At 66.7% G+C, this 17204-nt stretch carries 14 protein-coding genes and 2 pseudogenes; 6 read left to right on the forward strand and 10 right to left on the reverse strand.

All coding sequences use genetic code 11. From position 1 onward, the window contains the following. Nucleotides 1–130: 130 nt before the first annotated feature. The 3 genes from ACX5I6_RS00485 to ACX5I6_RS00495 form a co-directional block, all read right to left on the reverse strand. Entirely contained in the window at nt 131–1834 is a 1704-nt protein-coding gene (locus ACX5I6_RS00485; protein WP_461839089.1) for a thiamine pyrophosphate-binding protein, read from the reverse strand. A gap of 4 nt (nt 1835–1838) precedes the next feature. Continuing rightward, complete coding sequence (gene speB, locus ACX5I6_RS00490; protein WP_461841637.1) at nt 1839–2903, reverse strand: agmatinase; 1065 nt, start codon at nt 2901–2903, stop codon at nt 1839–1841. Nucleotides 2904–3015: 112 nt separating this feature from the next. Continuing rightward, nucleotides 3016–3591, reverse strand: coding sequence for a helix-turn-helix domain-containing protein (locus tag ACX5I6_RS00495; protein ID WP_461839090.1), 576 nt, complete (start codon nt 3589–3591; stop codon nt 3016–3018). 275 nt (nt 3592–3866) lie between these two features. On the opposite strand from ACX5I6_RS00495, the gene ACX5I6_RS00500 reads away from it, so the two are divergent. Beyond that, nucleotides 3867–5387 carry a sodium:solute symporter family protein gene (locus ACX5I6_RS00500; protein WP_461839091.1) on the forward strand — a complete coding sequence of 507 codons (1521 nt, stop codon included), beginning with the start codon at nt 3867–3869 and terminating at the stop codon, nt 5385–5387. Nucleotides 5388–5464: 77 nt separating this feature from the next. Here ACX5I6_RS00500 and ACX5I6_RS00505 read toward each other — a convergent pair whose 3' ends face one another. Beyond that, a complete protein-coding gene (locus tag ACX5I6_RS00505; protein ID WP_285249128.1) occupies nt 5465–5692 on the reverse strand; it encodes a hypothetical protein in 228 nt (75 codons plus the stop codon). Nucleotides 5693–5958: 266 nt separating this feature from the next. Between ACX5I6_RS00505 and ACX5I6_RS00510 the strand changes: the two genes are divergently transcribed. Next, on the forward strand, nt 5959–7101 hold the full coding sequence (locus ACX5I6_RS00510) for a VIT1/CCC1 transporter family protein (protein ID WP_461839092.1): 1143 nt from the start codon (nt 5959–5961) through the stop codon (nt 7099–7101). A 39-nt stretch (nt 7102–7140) separates the two neighbouring features. Here ACX5I6_RS00510 and ACX5I6_RS00515 read toward each other — a convergent pair. Then, a pseudogene (locus ACX5I6_RS00515) lies at nt 7141–8222 on the reverse strand (LOG family protein). Between ACX5I6_RS00515 and ACX5I6_RS00520 the strand changes: the two are divergent. From ACX5I6_RS00520 to iolB, 3 genes are all read left to right on the forward strand, one after another. After that, a complete protein-coding gene (locus ACX5I6_RS00520; RefSeq protein ID WP_461841759.1) occupies nt 8166–8315 on the forward strand; it encodes a hypothetical protein in 150 nt (49 codons plus the stop codon). The pseudogene ACX5I6_RS00515 and the gene ACX5I6_RS00520 overlap by 57 nt on opposite strands. 218 nt (nt 8316–8533) lie before the next feature. Continuing rightward, nucleotides 8534–9274 (forward strand): GntR family transcriptional regulator, encoded by a 741-nt coding sequence (locus ACX5I6_RS00525; protein ID WP_461839093.1) that lies wholly within the window; start codon nt 8534–8536, stop codon nt 9272–9274. Between the two features lie 17 nt (nt 9275–9291). Beyond that, nucleotides 9292–10185 (forward strand): 5-deoxy-glucuronate isomerase, encoded by an 894-nt coding sequence (gene iolB, locus ACX5I6_RS00530; RefSeq protein ID WP_461839094.1) that lies wholly within the window; start codon nt 9292–9294, stop codon nt 10183–10185. A 36-nt stretch (nt 10186–10221) separates the two neighbouring features. On the opposite strand, the pseudogene ACX5I6_RS00535 reads toward iolB, so the two are convergent. Next, nucleotides 10222–11423: pseudogene (locus ACX5I6_RS00535) on the reverse strand (MFS transporter). A gap of 171 nt (nt 11424–11594) precedes the next feature. Here ACX5I6_RS00535 and ACX5I6_RS00540 point away from each other — a divergent pair. Continuing rightward, nucleotides 11595–12044 carry a MarR family winged helix-turn-helix transcriptional regulator gene (locus tag ACX5I6_RS00540; protein ID WP_461839095.1) on the forward strand — a complete coding sequence of 150 codons (450 nt, stop codon included), beginning with the start codon at nt 11595–11597 and terminating at the stop codon, nt 12042–12044. 60 nt (nt 12045–12104) lie between these two features. On the opposite strand, the gene ACX5I6_RS00545 is transcribed toward ACX5I6_RS00540, so the two are convergent. The 4 genes from ACX5I6_RS00545 to ACX5I6_RS00560 form a co-directional block, all read right to left on the reverse strand. Further along, nucleotides 12105–13559: a sugar porter family MFS transporter gene (locus tag ACX5I6_RS00545; RefSeq protein ID WP_461839096.1), complete on the reverse strand. Its 1455-nt coding sequence runs from the start codon at nt 13557–13559 to the stop codon at nt 12105–12107. 76 nt (nt 13560–13635) lie between these two features. Next, the gene (locus ACX5I6_RS00550; protein WP_461839097.1) at nt 13636–14649 is read right to left on the reverse strand and encodes a Gfo/Idh/MocA family protein; all 1014 of its coding nucleotides are present in this window, start codon (nt 14647–14649) and stop codon (nt 13636–13638) included. A gap of 43 nt (nt 14650–14692) precedes the next feature. Next, entirely contained in the window at nt 14693–15604 is a 912-nt protein-coding gene (locus ACX5I6_RS00555) for a sugar phosphate isomerase/epimerase family protein (protein ID WP_461839098.1), read from the reverse strand. A 71-nt stretch (nt 15605–15675) separates the two neighbouring features. Beyond that, a complete protein-coding gene (locus ACX5I6_RS00560) occupies nt 15676–17190 on the reverse strand; it encodes a CoA-acylating methylmalonate-semialdehyde dehydrogenase (protein WP_461839099.1) in 1515 nt (504 codons plus the stop codon). Nucleotides 17191–17204 lie beyond the last annotated feature (14 nt).

Here is a 17204-nt window from a genome sequence, read left to right on the forward strand (position 1 = left end):
CAAGCAACTGTAGCAGGAAAAGGTTGCTTAGGGAAACGAAGTTATTACGGTGGGCGCCTCTTAAATGGCAACGCTCCCCCACGCAGCCGTTGCCGGCGCGTAAGGGAGCGTATGTGCGGAAGCCTTGGGTTCAGCGGTCCAGATGGGTAGGCGCGAACATCTTAAGGAGTGTTTCAACCACGACGACGTTGGGGCCGTCCGCGGCGAACGCGGCCTTGAGCGCGTCCCCCACATCCTCCGGGGCCACCCGGGTTGCCGGCACGCCGAAGGATTCGGCCAGCTTCACGAAGTCGGGGCGGGCCAGTTCGGTTGCCGTGGCCTTGCCGAAAGCGCCCACCATGTACTCGCGCAGGATGCCGTAGCCGCCGTCGTCCACGATCAGCCAAGTGACCGGGACGTTGTGCTGTTTTGCCGTGGCAAGCTCGGCAATGGAGTACATCGCGGATCCGTCCCCGGACACGGCCAGCACCCGGGCGGCATTGGCGCCCTTGCCGGCGGTTTCCAGGCCCACCGCACCGCCGATCGCCGCCGGGAAGCCGAAGCCGAGTCCGCCGGCGCCCTGGGCCGAGTGGAACTGGCCCTGGCGGGCGTCCCAGCAGGACCAGCCCCAGTAGGCGCTGATGGTCATGTCCCAGAACGTCTGCATGTCCGCCGGGACTGCCTCACGAATGTCGGCCATAAAGCGCAGTTCCTTGGCCAGGTCCTGCGCTTCGAGCCGGGCCTTTACCTTGGCGAGGGTGACCTTGACCAGGTCCTCGGGCGGGGTGCCGTGCCAGTCGGCCTGTTCGCCGCGCGGCGCCACCAGGGCCTCATCCAAGGCGGCCAGCGCCTGGCCGGCGTCGGCACGGATGCCCAGGCCGGGCCGGTTGGACTCCAGGACCCGGGGTTCGGCGTCGATCTGGATGATCCTGCCGCGCGGCTCGAAGGTGAAGTAGTTGGACGTGACTTCGCCGAGTGAGGAGCCGATGACGATCAGCACGTCGGCGTCTTCCAGCAGCTCCGTCATGTACTGGTCCTCGATCCAGGACTGGAGCGAGAGTTCATGGTTCCAAGGGAACGCGCCGTTGCCGCCGGGCGTGCAGATGACCGGGGCGCGCAGCTTCTCCGCGAGCGACAACAGCGGTTTCTCCGCCTTGCCGCGCCTGGTTCCGCCGCCGGCAATGATCGCCGGCCGCTTCGCCTCCGAAAGCCAGGTCACGGCCTCGCGGACCAGTTCAACGCGCGGCGGGTTGTCCGCGGCTTCGGCGAGTGCATCCTCCACCGGCGGCACCATGATGGGATCCAGCAGGACGTTCTGCGGGATTTCGAGCCACACAGGGCCCTGCGGCGAGGAGATCGCTTCGGTCCAGGCGTCCTGGATGGCCGAGGGGATGCCGGAGGCGTGCTGGATCAGCCGCTGGCTCTTGGTGACGTTGGCGGCGGAGGCCTTCTGGTCATCGAGCTGGTGCAGCATGCCCTTGCGGCGGGCGCCGAGGCCTTCGAGCGGAATCTGGCTTGCCACCACCACCATCGGGACGCCGGTGGCGTAGGCCTCCTGCAGCCCGGCCAGGGACGTCAGCGCGCCGGGGCCGGTGGAGAGGAAGAGGACGCCGACCTCGCCGGTGGCGCGGGAGTAGCCGTCGGCGGCGAAGGCTGAGTTGTTCTCCACCCTGGAGGAGACGAAGTGCAGGTTGCCTCGGCCCATCGCGTCAAAGAGGCCGAGCGCGTGCTGCCCCGGGATGCCGAACACCGTCTTGGCGCCCAGCGCTTCAAGTGTTTCGACGACGAGATCCCCGCCGTTGCGGGCCCCTCCCCCGGAGGCGCCCGCAGGAACGGGGTGTACAGGTTCGGTCATGGCGCTACTCCTTGGCGGCGGCAGCGAAGCCGGCGGGCCTGTGGGTTGCCCGGCCCAGCGCCTGGGCCTCGTAGCCGTTTGCCGCACCGAAGCGGTCCCCGGGAACGGCGTTGTCCGCCATCAGGGTCACCAGCTCGTAGGCGACATGGCTGGCCGCGACGCCGGTGATTTCGGCATGGTCGTAGGCCGGGGACACTTCGACGACGTCGGCGCCCACCAGGTTCATGCCGCGGAAGCCGCGGATGATTTCCAGGAGTTCGCGGCTGGTGATGCCGCCGGCTTCCGGGGTTCCGGTGCCGGGCGCGTGGGCAGGGTCCAGGACGTCAATGTCCACGGAGATGTAGAGCGGGCGGTTGCCGATCCGGTCACGGACCTTGGCCACGGTTTCCAGGACACCTTGGTAGTAGACGTCGGCGGAAGTGACGATGCCGAACCCAAAGCGGTGGTCGTCGTCGAGATCCTTCTTGCCGTAGAGCGGGCCGCGGGTGCCGATGTGGCTGATGGCTTCGGTGTCCAGGATGCCCTCCTCCACGGCCCGGCGGAAGGGCGTGCCGTGGGTGTATTCGGCGCCGAAGTAGGTGTCCCAGGTGTCCAGGTGGGCATCGAAGTGCAGCATGGCGATGGGCCCGCCGGCACGTTCGGCGGCCGCCCGAAGCAGTGGCAACGCGATGGTGTGGTCCCCGCCCAGGGTCAGCAGCTTGCTCCCGGCCGCTGTCAGGTCCAGTGCATTCTGCTGGATGGTCTCGATGGCTTCGTTGATGCTGAACGGGTTGACCGCCATATCCCCGGCATCGGCCACCTGGATGTTCTCGAACGGGCTGACGTCCCATGCCGGGTTATAGGGGCGCAGCAGCCTGCTGGCTTCGCGGACGTGGTTGGCGCCAAAGCGGGCGCCGGGCCGGTAGGACACTCCGGAATCGAAAGGGACACCCACTACCGTGACGTCAGCCTTGGCCACCTGGTCCAAGCGGGGCAGCCTGGCGTAGGTGGCGGCACCTGCGTAGCGCGGAATCCGGGATGAATCGATGGGGCCAAGGTTGCCGTTGGCTTCGATGCGCAGCTCTTCCAATGGAGGCCTCTCCTTCGAGGAGTTGAGGGACTGTGTGACTGCCATCATACACCCCTGTTTCCCTTGGAGCATCAGGTGTTTACCAAACCCGCCCCGGACCCCTGGGGAGAAGTCAGCGGCTGGCGGCCGGCACCAAGACCCAAAGCACCTCGACAGGCTTGTCCGAAGGATTGATCCAGGTGTGCGGCTCCCGCCCCGGGAACGTCACCGTATCGCCGGTACTGAGGTCATACTCCTCATTGGTGAGGATCAGCTTGATGGACCCCTTAATCACATGCAGCACGTCCACGTCACAGTCCACGGCATAGAGCTCGGACTCGCCCCGTCCGTGCGGCTCAATAACGGCCTGGATGACCTGGACCCGGCGCTCCGAGCGGGCGGTCAGCAGCCGCTCCACGATGCCTTGGCCGCCGAGCGAGATCCGCGGCCCGTCGTTGCGCTTGGTGAGGTGGGTTTCCGGCGCGGCGAAGAGCTCGCCAATAGAGATCGAGAGTACTTGGCAGAGCGTCACCAGTGAGGCCACGGACGGTGAGGTCAGGTCGCGCTCCACCCGGCTGAGGAACCCTTTGGTCAGCCCGGTGGCGTCCGCAACCTGCTCGATGGTGAGCCGCTGGGACTGCCGGGCGGCCCGGATCCTGGAACCGATGGCGACCGGGACGTTGCTGGGCTCAACTGGCAGTGCCTTCATCTACGAACCTTTCATGGCCGGCAGCCCGGCTCCACTCTCGAGCCATCCTAATCCGCGGCGGTTTTGTGACGCGTGCATGCCACACGCCGGCCGCGCGGCGCGATTGTTCTTGACTGTTGCGACCGTCACATTCTAGGCTTTGAAAACTCCTGTTGCCTATGAGGCAATACTGGAATCCCCAAAACTGGAATCCCCTCCGTTCGTCCGCGGCGGGACCGGCGCGGCCCCGCCCCGGTCCCACACCCGGCACCCAACAGCTCCAAGGAGCCCTTCACATGGATGCAAGTGCCATCAACATCGCCATCGTGGTGGTGTACCTGCTCGCAATGCTGGCTTTCGGCTGGTGGGGCAAGTCCCGCACCAGGAACAACAGCGACTTCCTGGTTGCCGGCCGCCGGCTGGGCCCCTTCCTGTACACCGGCACCATGGCCGCGGTGGTCCTGGGCGGAGCGTCCACCGTGGGCGGCGTGGGACTTGGCTACAAGTTCGGCATCTCCGGGATGTGGCTCGTGGTGGCCATCGGCGCCGGCGTCCTGCTGCTAAGCCTGCTCTTCGCCGGCACCATCCAAAAGCTGAAAATCTACACCGTGTCCCAGATGCTCACCCTCCGCTACGGGAGCCGGGCAACCGAGGCCTCGGGCATCGTCATGCTCGCCTACACCCTGATGCTCTGCGCCACCTCCACGGGCGCCTACGCCACCATCTTCGTGGTCCTCTTCGGGCTTGACCGGGCCCTCGCCATCGCGATCGGCGGAGCCATTGTGCTGGTGTACTCCACCATTGGCGGCATGTGGTCCATCACCCTGGCGGACCAGGTCCAGTTCGTGATCAAGACCGTGGGCATCTTCTTCCTGATGCTCCCCTTCACCCTCAACGCCGCCGGCGGCCTCGACGGCATCCGCAGCCGCGTGGATGCCAGCTTCTTCCAGATGGACGGCATCGGCGTCCAGACGATCATCACCTACTTCGTGGTGTACACCCTGGGCCTGCTGATTGGCCAGGACATCTGGCAGCGCGTGTTCACCGCAAAGACCCCCACGGTGGCCCGCTGGGGCGGCGCCACGGCCGGCATCTATTGCATCCTCTACGGCGTGGCCGGCGCCCTGATCGGCATGGCCGCCAACGTTGCCTTGTCCGGCATCAAGATCGCGGCCAAGGACGACGTCTACGCCGAGGTGGCCCAGAACATCCTGCCCATCGGCATCGGCGGGCTGGTCCTCGCAGCCGCCGTGGCCGCCATGATGTCCACCGCGTCCGGCGCACTGATCGCCGCCGCCACCGTGGCAAGGGCGGATGTCCTGCCGTTCGTTGCCGGCTGGTTCGGCAAGACGGTCAACACCGATGACTCCGAGAACCCGGAGCATGACGTCAAGGCCAACCGCGTCTGGGTCCTGGCTCTGGGCATCGTGGCCATCGTCATCGCCATCATCACCAAAGACGTTGTTGCGGCACTGACCATCGCCTACGACATCCTGGTGGGCGGCCTCCTGGTGGCCATCCTGGGCGGCCTCGTCTGGAAGCGCGGCACCGGACTGGCAGCAGCGGCATCCATGGCAGTCGGCTCCGTGGTGACCCTGGGCACCATGATCATCCTGGAGGTCAATGCCAAGGCGCCGCTGGACGGCATCTACGCAAACGAGCCCATCTACTACGGCCTGATCGCCTCGGCCATTGTCTACGTTGCCGCCTCGCTGCTCACCCGCCCCACCGATCCCCTGGTCATGCAGGCCTGGCAGCGCCGCGTGGCCGGGCAGGAGCCGGAGGAGGCTCCCGAGGAAATCCTCGCCGGCCACTGACCGGCCACAGGATTCAACGCACGACGACGGCGCCTCCTTTCGCTTCCAGGCGAAGGGAGGCGCCGTCGTCGTTGGTCCTACTCCCCCTCGCCGCGGAGCTCGTCGTCATCCAACGGGACCTCGCGGTCCTCGGCGTCGATGACCACCGGAGGGGCCTGGACCACGGGCTCTTCCTGGTCCAGGAATTCATCCTCCGCGTCCCAGCCGGCGTCGTCCACCGGAGCATCCTCGGCGTAGTCGTAGGCGGGGTCCGCTTCTACGGCGTCCAGGTGCGGCATGTCCGGGTGCTGTCCGGTGGTGCCCATGATCCAACCTCCGTGTTTCGCCTGGCGTGCTCATTCGGGACGGGCGAAGGCCGCGCCACCCCTTCATCACAGCACCGGCCGGGCTGGGGGTCAAGGGCCGCGGCGGCACCACTGGAGGCCGCGGAGTTGAGGAAAAGCGGGGTCCGTTTTTACGGTCAACCGAAACTCCCCAGCGAGGTTTGCCAGCCAAAAAACCGCGGAAATTCGCAGTACGCTGGCAGGGCAAAGGCGCCGCAACCATGCCCTTTCCAAACCCAGGAGTACCAGTGTCGCAGCACGCCCAGTCCGAATCCCATGCCGTCCAGGAGGCCGCCACGACCGCCCGGAGCCAGCCCTCGCCGTCGAACATCAAACGGTGGCGCCAGTACCTGGCCGACGAGCGCGCCGAAGCCGCCGTCTACCGCGACTTGGCGCAGAACCGCGAAGGGGAAGAGCGGGCCATCCTGCTGGCCCTGGCCGAGGCCGAAGGCCGGCACGAGGCGCACTGGCTGGCCCTGCTCGGCGAGCACGCGGGCAAGCCGAAACGGGCATCCGCCCGAAGCCGGTTCCTGGGGTTCCTGGCCCGGCACTTCGGCTCCGTCTTTGTGCTGGCCCTGGCCCAGCGGGCTGAGGGCCGCTCCCCCTACGCCAAGGACCCCAATGCCACCGAGGCCATGGCGGCCGACGAACAGATCCATGAGGAGGTGGTCCGGGGGCTGGCAACCCGCGGCCGCAACCGGCTGGCCGGCACGTTCCGCGCCGCCGTCTTCGGTGCCAACGACGGCCTGGTCAGCAACCTCTCCCTGGTGATGGGCATGGCGGCGTCCGGAGTGGCCAGCAGCGTGGTGCTGCTCAGCGGCATCGCCGGGCTCCTGGCCGGCGCCATGTCCATGGGGGCCGGCGAGTTCATTTCCGTCCGTTCCCAGCGGGAACTGCTGGCAGCCACGCGCCCCACCCAGGTCACCCTGGCGGCTGCGCCCAAGCTTGACCTCGAACACAACGAACTCCTGCTGGTGTACCTGGCCCGCGGGATGTCGCGGGAGGCAGCCGAACACCGGGTGGCCGAGCGCATGGGCCTGCTGTCCTGCGACTGCGACCCGAGCCTGTCGCTGCAGCCGGAGCTGCCGGAGGAAGAGGACCAGCATGAAGCAGTAGGCACCGCATGGGGTGCCGCGCTCTCCAGTTTCTGCTTCTTCGCTTCCGGCGCCATCATCCCCATCCTGCCTTTCCTGTTCGGCCTCACCGGCGTTGCCGCCCTCGTGGTGGCGGGGTCCCTGGTGGGCATCTCCCTCCTGGCCACCGGCGCCGCCGTTGGCCTGCTGTCCGGCACTTCCCCACTGACCCGCGGCCTGCGCCAGCTGGCCATCGGCCTGGGCGCTGCCGTCATCACGTACCTGCTGGGCCTGCTGTTCGGCACGGCGGTGGGCTAGCCGCCACCTGCCCACTCCGTGGAGGTCCTCGGGCGCCGTTCAGCGGCGCCGGAGGACCTCCACTGCTTCGTCCACCGTGTCCACCAGGAAGATGTAGTCGGCCATGGTGCGCCCGGCGGCCAGGCTGGCCAGCATGGGCCATGCCGGGTAGTCCTGTTCCCAGTGCCGGCGGCCCACCAGCACCATGGGAGCCACCTTTTCCCGGGCACCGTAGTAGTTTTCGCAGGCGTCCTGGAAGATCTCCTGGACTGTGCCCGCGGCTCCGGGCAGGAACACGATGCCGCCGTGGCACAGTTGCAGGAGGATGGCTTCGCGGATGGCATTGGCGAAGTATTTTGCGATGTGCGTGGCGAAGTAGTTGGGCGGCTCATGCCCGTAGAACCAGGTGGGGATCCCCAGGGACGGCGTCCCGCCCGGGTGGCGGTCGACGACGGCGGCGGCCGCGCGTGCCCACGCCGAAACCGAAGGCCGGAACCCGGGGACGGCGGCGAGCGCGGTGAGCTCCCCCTGCACGTCGTCGTCGGACGCCGCGCTCAGGTACGCACCCAGGTTCGCCGCTTCCATGGCGCCGGGTCCGCCGCCGGTGGCCACCACATGGCCGTCGCGGGCGAGCAGCCTGCCGAGCCGCGCCGCCTGGGCGAACTCCGTACTGCCGCGGGGCGCCGCATGGCCGCCCATCACGCCGACGATTGACCGGCGGTTCCAGGGCACGGAGCGGGTGAGTTCGTCGAGCGCATCGCCGATGGCGTGGTCGTGCAGGGCGGAGGCCAGGGTCGCGTCCACGCGGTGGCGCTGGCCGGACTGGATGCTCCAGTGGTAGATGCGGGCATCGGGAAGTTCCTCGTAGGGAAGGGAAGCCAGCCCGTCGTAGAGCTCGGCCGGGGAATACAGGGTGGCGCGGTAGGGGTCGAAGGGGACGCCTTCGAGCCGGGAAAGATCAGCGCGCCACGGCTGCGGAGGTTCGCCTCCATGCCGTCGTCGAAGAGGCAGCCAAGGAACATGGCCCCCTCAACATCCACCCTTTTCAGGGCCGCGGCACGCCCCCGGAGGTCCAGGGACTGGGCGTGCCAGCCATGCAGGTTGACGGCGCCGCCGGCAACCAACCGGTCGAAGCTGGCCAGGTCCTGGACTTCGAGGTTGCGGGGACGGGGGCCAAGGCTGCCGGCGAAATTCACGGTTGCTGCCCTCCGCTCCTGGTCATGGAGCCAGCCTAGGGCACCGCAGGCGCACGCGGGGCTCTGCCGCCCGGCGCGATGGGCGCCGCGCCCGTCCCGTCCGGCCACCACACGCAAGTTCCCTTGACGCCCGGAACCCTCCTGCTACGATCGAGCAAGATAGTATGTCCTATCAAGAGAACATATAGGGCACTCGGTCCGTCGGCACGCCGCCAGGGCCGGCTGCCGCGCAGACACCAAAGACGAGGGACCGCACCGTGGCGAACAACCTGGGACTGAGCATCGACCGTTCCTCCCCCGTACCCCTGTACCACCAAGTGGTCCAAGGGATCGAAGCCGCAATCTACAGCGGGGTGCTCGAACCCGGCAGCCGGCTGGACAACGAAATCGACCTGGCCGCCCAGCTCAACCTTTCCCGGCCAACCATGCGCAAGGCGATGGACGAACTGGTGCGTTCAGGCCTCCTGGTGCGCAAGCGCGGAGTGGGCACCCAGGTGGTTTCCAGCCAGGTGCGGCGTCCACTGGAGCTCTCGAGCCTGTACGACGACCTGACCAACAACGGCAAGAAGCCCACTACCGAGGTCCTGAGTTTTTCCCATGTGGAGGCGGACGACGCCACCCTCACCACGCTGCAGCTTCCGGCCGGCTCCAAGGTCTACCATTTCACCCGGCTTCGGAAGGTGGCCGGCAAGCCGCTGGCCCTGATGGAGAACTGGGTGCGCGATGATATTGCCGACATGGACGAGGCCATGCTGGGGGCCGAGGGCCTGTACTCGATCCTGCGTCGTGGCGGCGTGAACTTCCGGCTGGCCAACCAGCGCATCGGCGCCGTGAATGCCAACGACTACCAGGCGTCCATGCTGGACACCGCCGCCGGGTCCGCCCTGGTCACCATGGAACGCACGGCCGTGGATGACACCGGCCGCCGCGTCGAGACCGGCCACCACGTCTACCGGGCCGATTCCTACAGCTTTGAAATGACCCTCGTACAGCGCTAGCACAAAGGAACCCCGCCATGACCAACTGGGTCTATCCCCTGAGCACAGCCTCGGACGGGAAATGGGACGTTTCGATCGGCACCTCCGATTCCTCCCTCTCCGTGGAGGGCTGGGCACACACCGGCCTGAAGGTGGCCACCTTGCCGGCGGGCGCCGCCGTCGACCTTCCCGCCGCAAGCGAGGAACGGATCGTGGTGCCCCTCAGCGGGTCGTTCACGGTGACGGTGGACGGCACGGAATACCCGTTGGCCGGCCGCCCGACCGTTTTCTCCGGCCCCACCGACGTGCTCTATTCCGGCACCGGACGCACCGTCCGCATCACGTCGGCCGACGGCGGCCGGGTGGCCGTTGCCACCGCCCCGGCCCAGGCCTCGTACCCCACCCGGCTGGTACCCGCCGCCGACATCCCGGTGGAACTGCGCGGTGCGGGCAACTGCTCCCGCCAGGTCCACAACTTCGGTACACCGGCAGCACTTGAGGCGGACCGCTTCATCGTCTGCGAGGTCCTTACCCCTGCCGGAAACTGGTCCTCCTATCCTCCGCACAAACATGACGAGGAGAAGGACGGCGAGACCTCCCTGGAGGAGATCTACTACTTCGAAACCCAGGCTGCGGCCGGCGCCGCGGCACCTGCCGGCGTGGATGCCATTGGGTACCAGCGCGTCTACGCTTCGGACGAGCGGCCTATTGACGTCTCGGCAGAAGTCCGCACCGGCGACGTTGTCTTGGTGCCATACGGCTGGCATGGCCCCGCCATGGCTGCCCCGGGGTACGACCTCTACTACCTGAACGTCATGGCGGGCCCGGGGCCGGTGCGCGAATGGTTGATCAGCGACGACCCGCACCATGGCTGGGTGCGGCAGACCTGGGAAGGCCAGGACATCGATCCCCGCCTGCCTTTCGGAGCCTGACCCAGGGCTGTGGCGCTTCTATTCCTGGCCCGGCGGCTAGCGGACGGCCAGCGCTTCCGCCGCCTGCACCTCGCCGGCCGGCCGCTGTTCGCGCCGCTTGGCGGCCGCAGCTGCGAACGCCATGACCACTACTCCCGCGAGGGTGATGACCGCCCCCGCCCAGATGGGTGAGGTGTAGCCGAATCCCGCGGTGATGGTGACGCCACCCAGCCAGGCGCCCAAGGCATTGCCCACGTTGAACGCCCCGATATTCGCCCCGGAGGCAAGCGTGGGAAGCCGGGGGCATACTTCATGACCCTCATCTGCAGCCCGGGAACGGTAGCAAAGCCGAAGCCGCCCATCAGGACCAATGAGATGACGGTGAGCACCGGGTTGGCGGCGGTGACGGCAAAGGCCACCAGGACCACGGAGAGGATGGCAAGCACCACCAGCAGCGTCCGGTCGACGTTGCGGTCTGCCGCTTTTCCGCCCAGCGTATTGCCGGCGAAGAGTCCCACGCCAAAGACAATCAGCAGCCATGGCACTGTGGAGGCGGCGAAGCCGGACACCTCGGTCAGCGTGTAGGCGATGTAGGTGAACGCGCCGAACATTCCGCCGAAGCCAAGGATGGTCACCACAATGGACAGCCATACCTGCCCGGAGCGGAAGGCCCGCAGCTCGGAGCGGAGGTTGCCCGCTTTGTCGGCTTCACCTGCCTGCCGGGGCACCAGGGCAAGGATGCCGGCGAGCGCGGCCACCCCGATGACCGTGATGGCCCAGAACGTAGCCCGCCATCCGGCGGCCTGGCCCAACAGCGTGCCGAACGGAACGCCCAGGACATTGGCGGCTGTGAGTCCGGTGAACATCAGCGCAATGGCACCGGCCTTCTTGCTGGGCGGCACCATGCCCGCGGCCACCACGGCGCCAATTCCGAAAAAGGCGCCATGCGACAGGGCGGCGATGATCCGGCCCAGCATCATGGGCCAATAGCCGCCCGCGGTGGCGGAGAGCAGGTTTCCTGCGATGAACAGGACCAGGAGGGCAGCCAGCACCGGCTTGCGTTCAAACCTCGTCACGGCTGCCGTGAGGCCCAGTGCGCCCACCACGACGGCGAGCGCGTAGCCGGAGATGAACCATCCGGCAGAGGCCTCGCTGACGCCGAAATCCGCGGCCACCTGCGGAAGCAGTCCGGCGATGACAAATTCGGTGAGTCCAATTCCGAAGCCGCCGAGGGCAAGGGCTATCAGGCCAACAGGCATGGAAATGCTCCTTCGAGTTGCAGGGGTTGGTTGTCCCGTGGAAGGGAAGGCGCCTAAGATAGTTGCAGGCGCGGTATTTATTGTTGCACATGCAAATATACCGCGCAAGCAACTATAAGCGTTCAATAGTCGATGGCCGCCGTTTGGCGCCATTGTGGTGAAGGAGCAACCATGGGCATCAAGGACGACGCCGTTGAGGTACGCGCCCAGGGGTGGCGCACCTTGGCGGCACTGCATGGCTTGATTGAAGGTGAGCTGGAACGCTCCCTGCAGGCCGAGTCGAAGCTTTCCGTGGTGGAGTACACCGTGCTGGATGCCCTCAGCCGGCAGGACGGGTGGCATATGCGGATGCAGCAACTTGCCCGCGCCACGGCGCTCAGCCCAAGCGCCACCACCCGGCTGGTGAACCGGCTGGAGGACCGCGGCCTCCTGACCCGGGTCCTGTGCGACGACGACCGCCGCGGCATCTACACCGAGCTGACCGGCAGCGGCATCAGCCTGCTTTCTGAGGCCCGGCCGGTCCACGCTGCCACCCTGGAACGTGCGTTGGACCAGGCCCAGGCGGTCCCGGAGCTGGCGCCGCTGGTGGACGCCCTGCCCCGGTTGCACGCGTCGGCATAAAGCACCCCCGAAAGGACCAGCGGGGATTGCTGCTCTCTGCGCGGCAGCGGACGGGGAAGGTCAGGGAACCTTGGCCGCGGCCTCCGTTGGGTGGCCGGCCGCGGCCTTGAAGTAGTGTTCCAGGTCCTCCAGGCTCTTGTCCCTGGTCTCCGGCACGTACCTGACCGCGAAGCCGATGGCACCGACGCCCAGGACGGCAAACACGAAGAAGGTGTTGGAGATCCCGATGACTGCCAGCAGCTGCGGGAATCCGAAGCCGACCAGGAAGTTGACGATCCAGAGCAGGAACGCCGAAGCACCCATCCCCAGGCCGCGGATCTTCAATGGAAAGATTTCCGAGAGCATCAGCCACGTCACCGGTGAAATCGCGCCTTGCTGGAATGCCAGGAACGTCACGGTCAGGGCCAGGATGGCGAAGCCCCTGTCCGGGCCTTCGGGCAGGATCAGCGAGAAGAAGCCGATCAGCAGCAGCGTCGTCGTGGTACCAACTTGTCCCGTGATCAGCATCCTGCGCCGGCCCACCTTGCCCAGCAGCCAGATGCCTACGAACGTGGCAAGCACCGAGATGGCGCCGTTGGCTATATTGGCCGTCAAGGCGGCCTCGCGGCCAAAGCCTGACTGGGAGAGGATCCGGGTTCCGTAGTACATGATCGCGTTCACGCCGGTAATCTGCTGGATCACGGCAAGCCCCAGGCCCACGAAAAAGATGCGGCGGAGCCATGGGATGCCGAGGTCCCTCCACGAGCCCACCGTGGACTTGCCGTCCTCCAGGGCCATGGCTTTGACTTCTTCGAACTCCCTGGCTGCTTCCTCCTGCGATCGGATCCGCTGCAGCACCCTGAGCGTCTCGCCGAAGTTGCCAATGGAGGCCAGCCACCGGGGGCTCTCCGGCATGAAGTTCATCCCGATCCACAAGGCGATGGCCGGCAGCGTGGCGATCACCAGCATCCAGCGCCAAACGCCGTGCGACCCGCCGAAGGAGTTGCCCAGGCCGGCGTTGAAAATGAACGCCAGCAGCTGCCCGGTAACGATCATGAGTTCGTTTCGCGTGACAATGCGGCCACGCCGGTTTCCCGGCGCCACCTCCACCAGATACACGGGGACCGCTACGGACGCGCCGCCCACGGCGAGCCCCAGGACGAACCGGGCGGCGATCATCACCCCGGTGTTCGGCGCGAAGGTAGAGGCAAGGGTGCCCGCCAGGAAAATCACGGCCAGCGCCATGAGCATGAGGCGCCGGCCGTGGCGATCCGCCAGGCGGCCGCCGGACAATGCACCGAAGGCCGCACCGAACAACAGGGACGACGTGACCAGGCCCTCGGTCAGTGGTGTCAGGCCCAGGTCTTCCTGCATATACGGCAGTGCCCCGTTGATTACACCGGTGTCATAGCCGAAGAGCAGTCCGCCCAGGGTGGCGATGATGGTGGCAGTCCGCAGCGCCCGCCTGTGGTTGCCCGGCGGGATGGTGGCGTGCTGCAGCCCGTGCGACGCATGCTGGTCAGGAGTGGATTTCACATAAACACTCCATTGTGGACCAGCAGGGATGCGGACACAAAAGGGGGACGGATGGCTGGCCCGTCCCCCTCCTGTCCTACTTGTACAGGTCCGGCTTTGCGGCCAACTTCACGGCCACCTTTTCACCGTTCTTCTGCGCGTCGACGCCCGCTTCGCAGCACGCGGCGGTGGCGTAACCGTCCCAGGCGGAGGGGCCGCCGATCCCGCCCTTAAGTGCCGCGTCCACCCACGACTGGATTTCGACGTCGTACGCTGCTCCGAAACGCTCCTCGAACCCTGGCGTGACGTGGCCGCCCCAACGGCCGGCGGTGCGCGTGTAGGGGCCGGTGTCCCCGCCGATGCTGACGATGCCGTCCTCGAAGGTGGCCTGGGTAGCCACTTCGTAGCCGAACTTGGCATTGACGTAGATTTCGACGTCGGCCAGGACCCCTGACTCGGTTTCAATGAGGACGTGCTGGGGATCGTGCTGGCCGTTGGGCGCGGTCCTGGTTGCTTTGCCCAGGCGGACCTGGACGCTGGTGATTTCCTCGCCGGTGAAGTAACGGATGGCATCGAATTCGTGGACGACGGAGTCGTTGATGAGCATCTCGTTGGTGAAGCCGTCTGGAGTGGTGGGGTTGCGGTGCTGATGGTGGAGCATGAGCAGCTCACCAAGTTCCTGGTTCCGGATGATCGAGCCAAGTGCCGCGTATTCGGCGTCGAAGCGGCGCATGAAGCCCACCTGGATGCGCTGGTGGCCCAGGGCAACCTCAGCTTCGACGATTTTCCAGGACGATTCGGCGTCCGGGGTGAGCGGCTTTTCGCAGAGGATCGGGATGTCCTTGGCGAGCGCTTTGAGCAGGATGTCCTGGTGGAGGAACCCCGGGGTGGCGATCAGCACCGCGTTGACGCCACCGCTATTGATGGCTTCCTCAGCGTCGGCGAGGGCAACGGCACCGGGGATGCCTTCGATGGCGGCCTGCGCGCGGGCAAGGTCGACGTCGACGACGGCGGCAACTTCTGCTCCGTGGATGCGTTTGCTCAGGCGCTGGATGTGGTCTGCGCCCATGCGGCCCGCCCCGATAACGGCGACGCGGAGGGATTCAGTCATTGTTCAGTCCTTCTGGTTCTGGAGGGAGGGGAAGTGCTGTCCGTCAATTGACAGTGGTGCGGGAGCCGCAGGACAGCAGGTAGTTCCGGGTCCGCTTGGCGATCGGCATCGGAACGTCGAAGGCCACGGGGTACATATCCTGCTCCACGATGCCGAAGATGGGCCGGTTCAGCGCTTCCACGGCTTCGATGACGGCACGCAGGTCGGGCAGCCCGTTCGGCGGTTCGGTCATGACTCCTGCGAGGTTCGCCGCGGCCCAGGTCATGTTCTCGTCGTTGACCTTCTTCAGGATCTCCGGGTTGACCTGCTTCAAGTGCAGGTAGCCGATCCGGTCGGGGTAGTTCTTGATCAGTTCCAGGCTTGAGGCGCCGCAGTATTCGGCATGGCCAGTGTCCAGGCACAGGTTCACGTAGTTCGGGTCCGTGGCGTTCAACAGGGTTTCAATGTCCTCCTGGGCTCCCACGTGCGAGTCTGCATGGGAGTGGAACTGCTGCTGCAGGCCAAAGTCCTCCAGGAGGGTCTTGCCCAGGCGGTCATGGCCGGCGAACAGGTCGCGCCAACCCTTTTCGCTCAGTGTCCCACTCTCCACGGCCTCGCCGGTCACGTCGTCGCGCCACATGGCCGGGATGACCACAATATGCTCTCCGCCCATGGCGGCAGTCAGTTCAGCGACTTTCCGGGCGGGCTCCCAAGCGGTTTCCCACTGGTCCAGGCCGCGGTGGAAGGCGGTGAACACGGTGCCGGCAGTGACCTTGAGGTCACGCTGCTTCAGTTCTTCCGCAAGCCGGATGGGATCGTTGGGCAGGTAGCCATAGGGGCCCAGCTCGATCCATTTGTAGCCTGATTCGGCCACCTCGTCGAGGAAGCGTTTCCACGGGGTCTGCTGGGGATCGTCCGCGAACCAGACGCCCCAGGAGTCCGGTGCCGTGCCGATGATCAGCTTGTTCTCAGTCATGTGCCTGTTCCTTTGGAGGGTTTCGGCAGGCTCAACCACCGGTGGTTGAGCCTGCCGAAACCGGATGGGGACTAGTTCGAGGGGAAGTTGTAGGAGGCGCCGGAGGCGTGGTGGGTTTCGGGCCAGCGGGAAGTGACTACTTTGCCGCGGGTGTAGAAGGAGACGCCTTCGGGGCCGTACATGTGCTTGTCGCCGAAGAGCGAGGCTTTCCAGCCGCCGAAAGAGTGGTAGGCCACCGGGACGGGAAGGGGCACGTTGATGCCGATCATGCCGACGGTCACGGAGCGCTGGAACGTGCGGGCGGCCGCGCCGGAGGAGGTGAAGATGGCGGTGCCGTTGCCGTAGGGGTTGGCGTTGATCAGCTTGATGCCGTCTTCGAGGGTGTCGACGCGGACCACCACCAGGACGGGACCGAAGATTTCCTCTGTGTAGGCGGTCATCTCGGTCTTGACATGGTCAAGGACGGTGGGGCCTACCCAGAAGCCGTCCTCGTGGCCCGGGACCACCAGGTCCCGGCCGTCCACCACCATGGCGGCCCCGGCTGTTTCGGCGTCGGTGACGATCCGGACAATGCGTTCCTTGGAGGCCGGGGTGATGACCGGGCCCATTTCGGCGCCGGGCGCGGTGCCGTTGTTGACCTTGACGGCTTCGGCGCGTTCCCGGACCTTGGCCACCAGGGCATCGGCGGCGTCTCCGACGGCGACCGCGACGGAGATGGCCATGCAGCGTTCACCGGCGGAGCCAAACGCGGCGGCTGCGAGGTGGTCCGCCGCATTGTCCAGGTCGGCGTCGGGCAGGACGATGGCGTGGTTTTTCGCCCCGCCCAGCGCCTGGACGCGCTTGCCGTGCCGGGTGGCGGTCTCGTGGACGTACTGGGCGATCGGGGTGGAGCCGACAAAGGAGATGCCGTCCACGTCCGGGTGGGTCAGGAGCCCGTCCACGGTTTCCTTGTCGCCTTGCAGAACCTGGAACACGCCGTCCGGCAGCCCGGCTTCCTTCCAGAGCTTGGCCAGCAGCAGGGAGGCGGAGGGGTCGCGTTCGGAGGGTTTCAGGATGAAGGCGTTGCCCGTGGCGATCGCCATCGGGGCCATCCACAGCGGCACCATGACGGGGAAGTTGAACGGGGTGATGCCGGCGACCACGCCGAGCGGTTCACGGAAGGAGAAGACGTCGATGCCGGTGGAGACCTGGTCCGAGTAGTCGCCCTTGAGCAGGGTGGGGATCCCGCAGGCGTACTCCACCACTTCCAGGCCCCGGCCGATCTCACCCTTGGCGTCGGAAAGGACCTTGCCGTGCTCGGCGGTGACCAGGCCCGCGAGTTCATCCACATGGGCGGCGACGAGCTCGCGGAACGTGAACAGCACGGCGGTACGCCTGGCCAGGGAGGTCTCGCCCCAGGAATCGGCGGCCTTGCGGGCGGCGGCGACGGCGGTGTCCAGGTCGGTCCGGTTGGCCAGCCGCAGCTCGCCGGTGACTGCACCGGTGGCCGGGTTGTAGACGTTCGTGGTGCGGTCGCCCTCGCCCGGGGTCTCGGCGCCGTTGATGAAGTGGTTGATCACGGTTGCTTCAGTGGTGGTGGCAGTCATGGAACTCTTCCTTG

It is taken from the genome of Arthrobacter sp. MMS24-T111 (assembly GCF_054888995.1).

What these genes read in the sequence shown, in the direction of transcription:
- ACX5I6_RS00505 (WP_285249128.1), bottom strand. Translation starts at nt 5,692, where the DNA reads ATGGGCACCACCGGACAGCACCCGGACATGCCGCACCTGGACGCCGTA.
- ACX5I6_RS00550 (WP_461839097.1), bottom strand. Translation starts at nt 14,649, where the DNA reads ATGACTGAATCCCTCCGCGTCGCCGTTATCGGGGCGGGCCGCATGGGC.
- iolB (WP_461839094.1), top strand. Translation starts at nt 9,292, where the DNA reads ATGACCAACTGGGTCTATCCCCTGAGCACAGCCTCGGACGGGAAATGG.
- ACX5I6_RS00555 (WP_461839098.1), bottom strand. Translation starts at nt 15,604, where the DNA reads ATGACTGAGAACAAGCTGATCATCGGCACGGCACCGGACTCCTGGGGC.
- ACX5I6_RS00485 (WP_461839089.1), bottom strand. Translation starts at nt 1,834, where the DNA reads ATGACCGAACCTGTACACCCCGTTCCTGCGGGCGCCTCCGGGGGAGGG.
- ACX5I6_RS00500 (WP_461839091.1), top strand. Translation starts at nt 3,867, where the DNA reads ATGGATGCAAGTGCCATCAACATCGCCATCGTGGTGGTGTACCTGCTC.
- ACX5I6_RS00560 (WP_461839099.1), bottom strand. Translation starts at nt 17,190, where the DNA reads ATGACTGCCACCACCACTGAAGCAACCGTGATCAACCACTTCATCAAC.
- ACX5I6_RS00540 (WP_461839095.1), top strand. Translation starts at nt 11,595, where the DNA reads ATGGGCATCAAGGACGACGCCGTTGAGGTACGCGCCCAGGGGTGGCGC.
- ACX5I6_RS00495 (WP_461839090.1), bottom strand. Translation starts at nt 3,591, where the DNA reads ATGAAGGCACTGCCAGTTGAGCCCAGCAACGTCCCGGTCGCCATCGGT.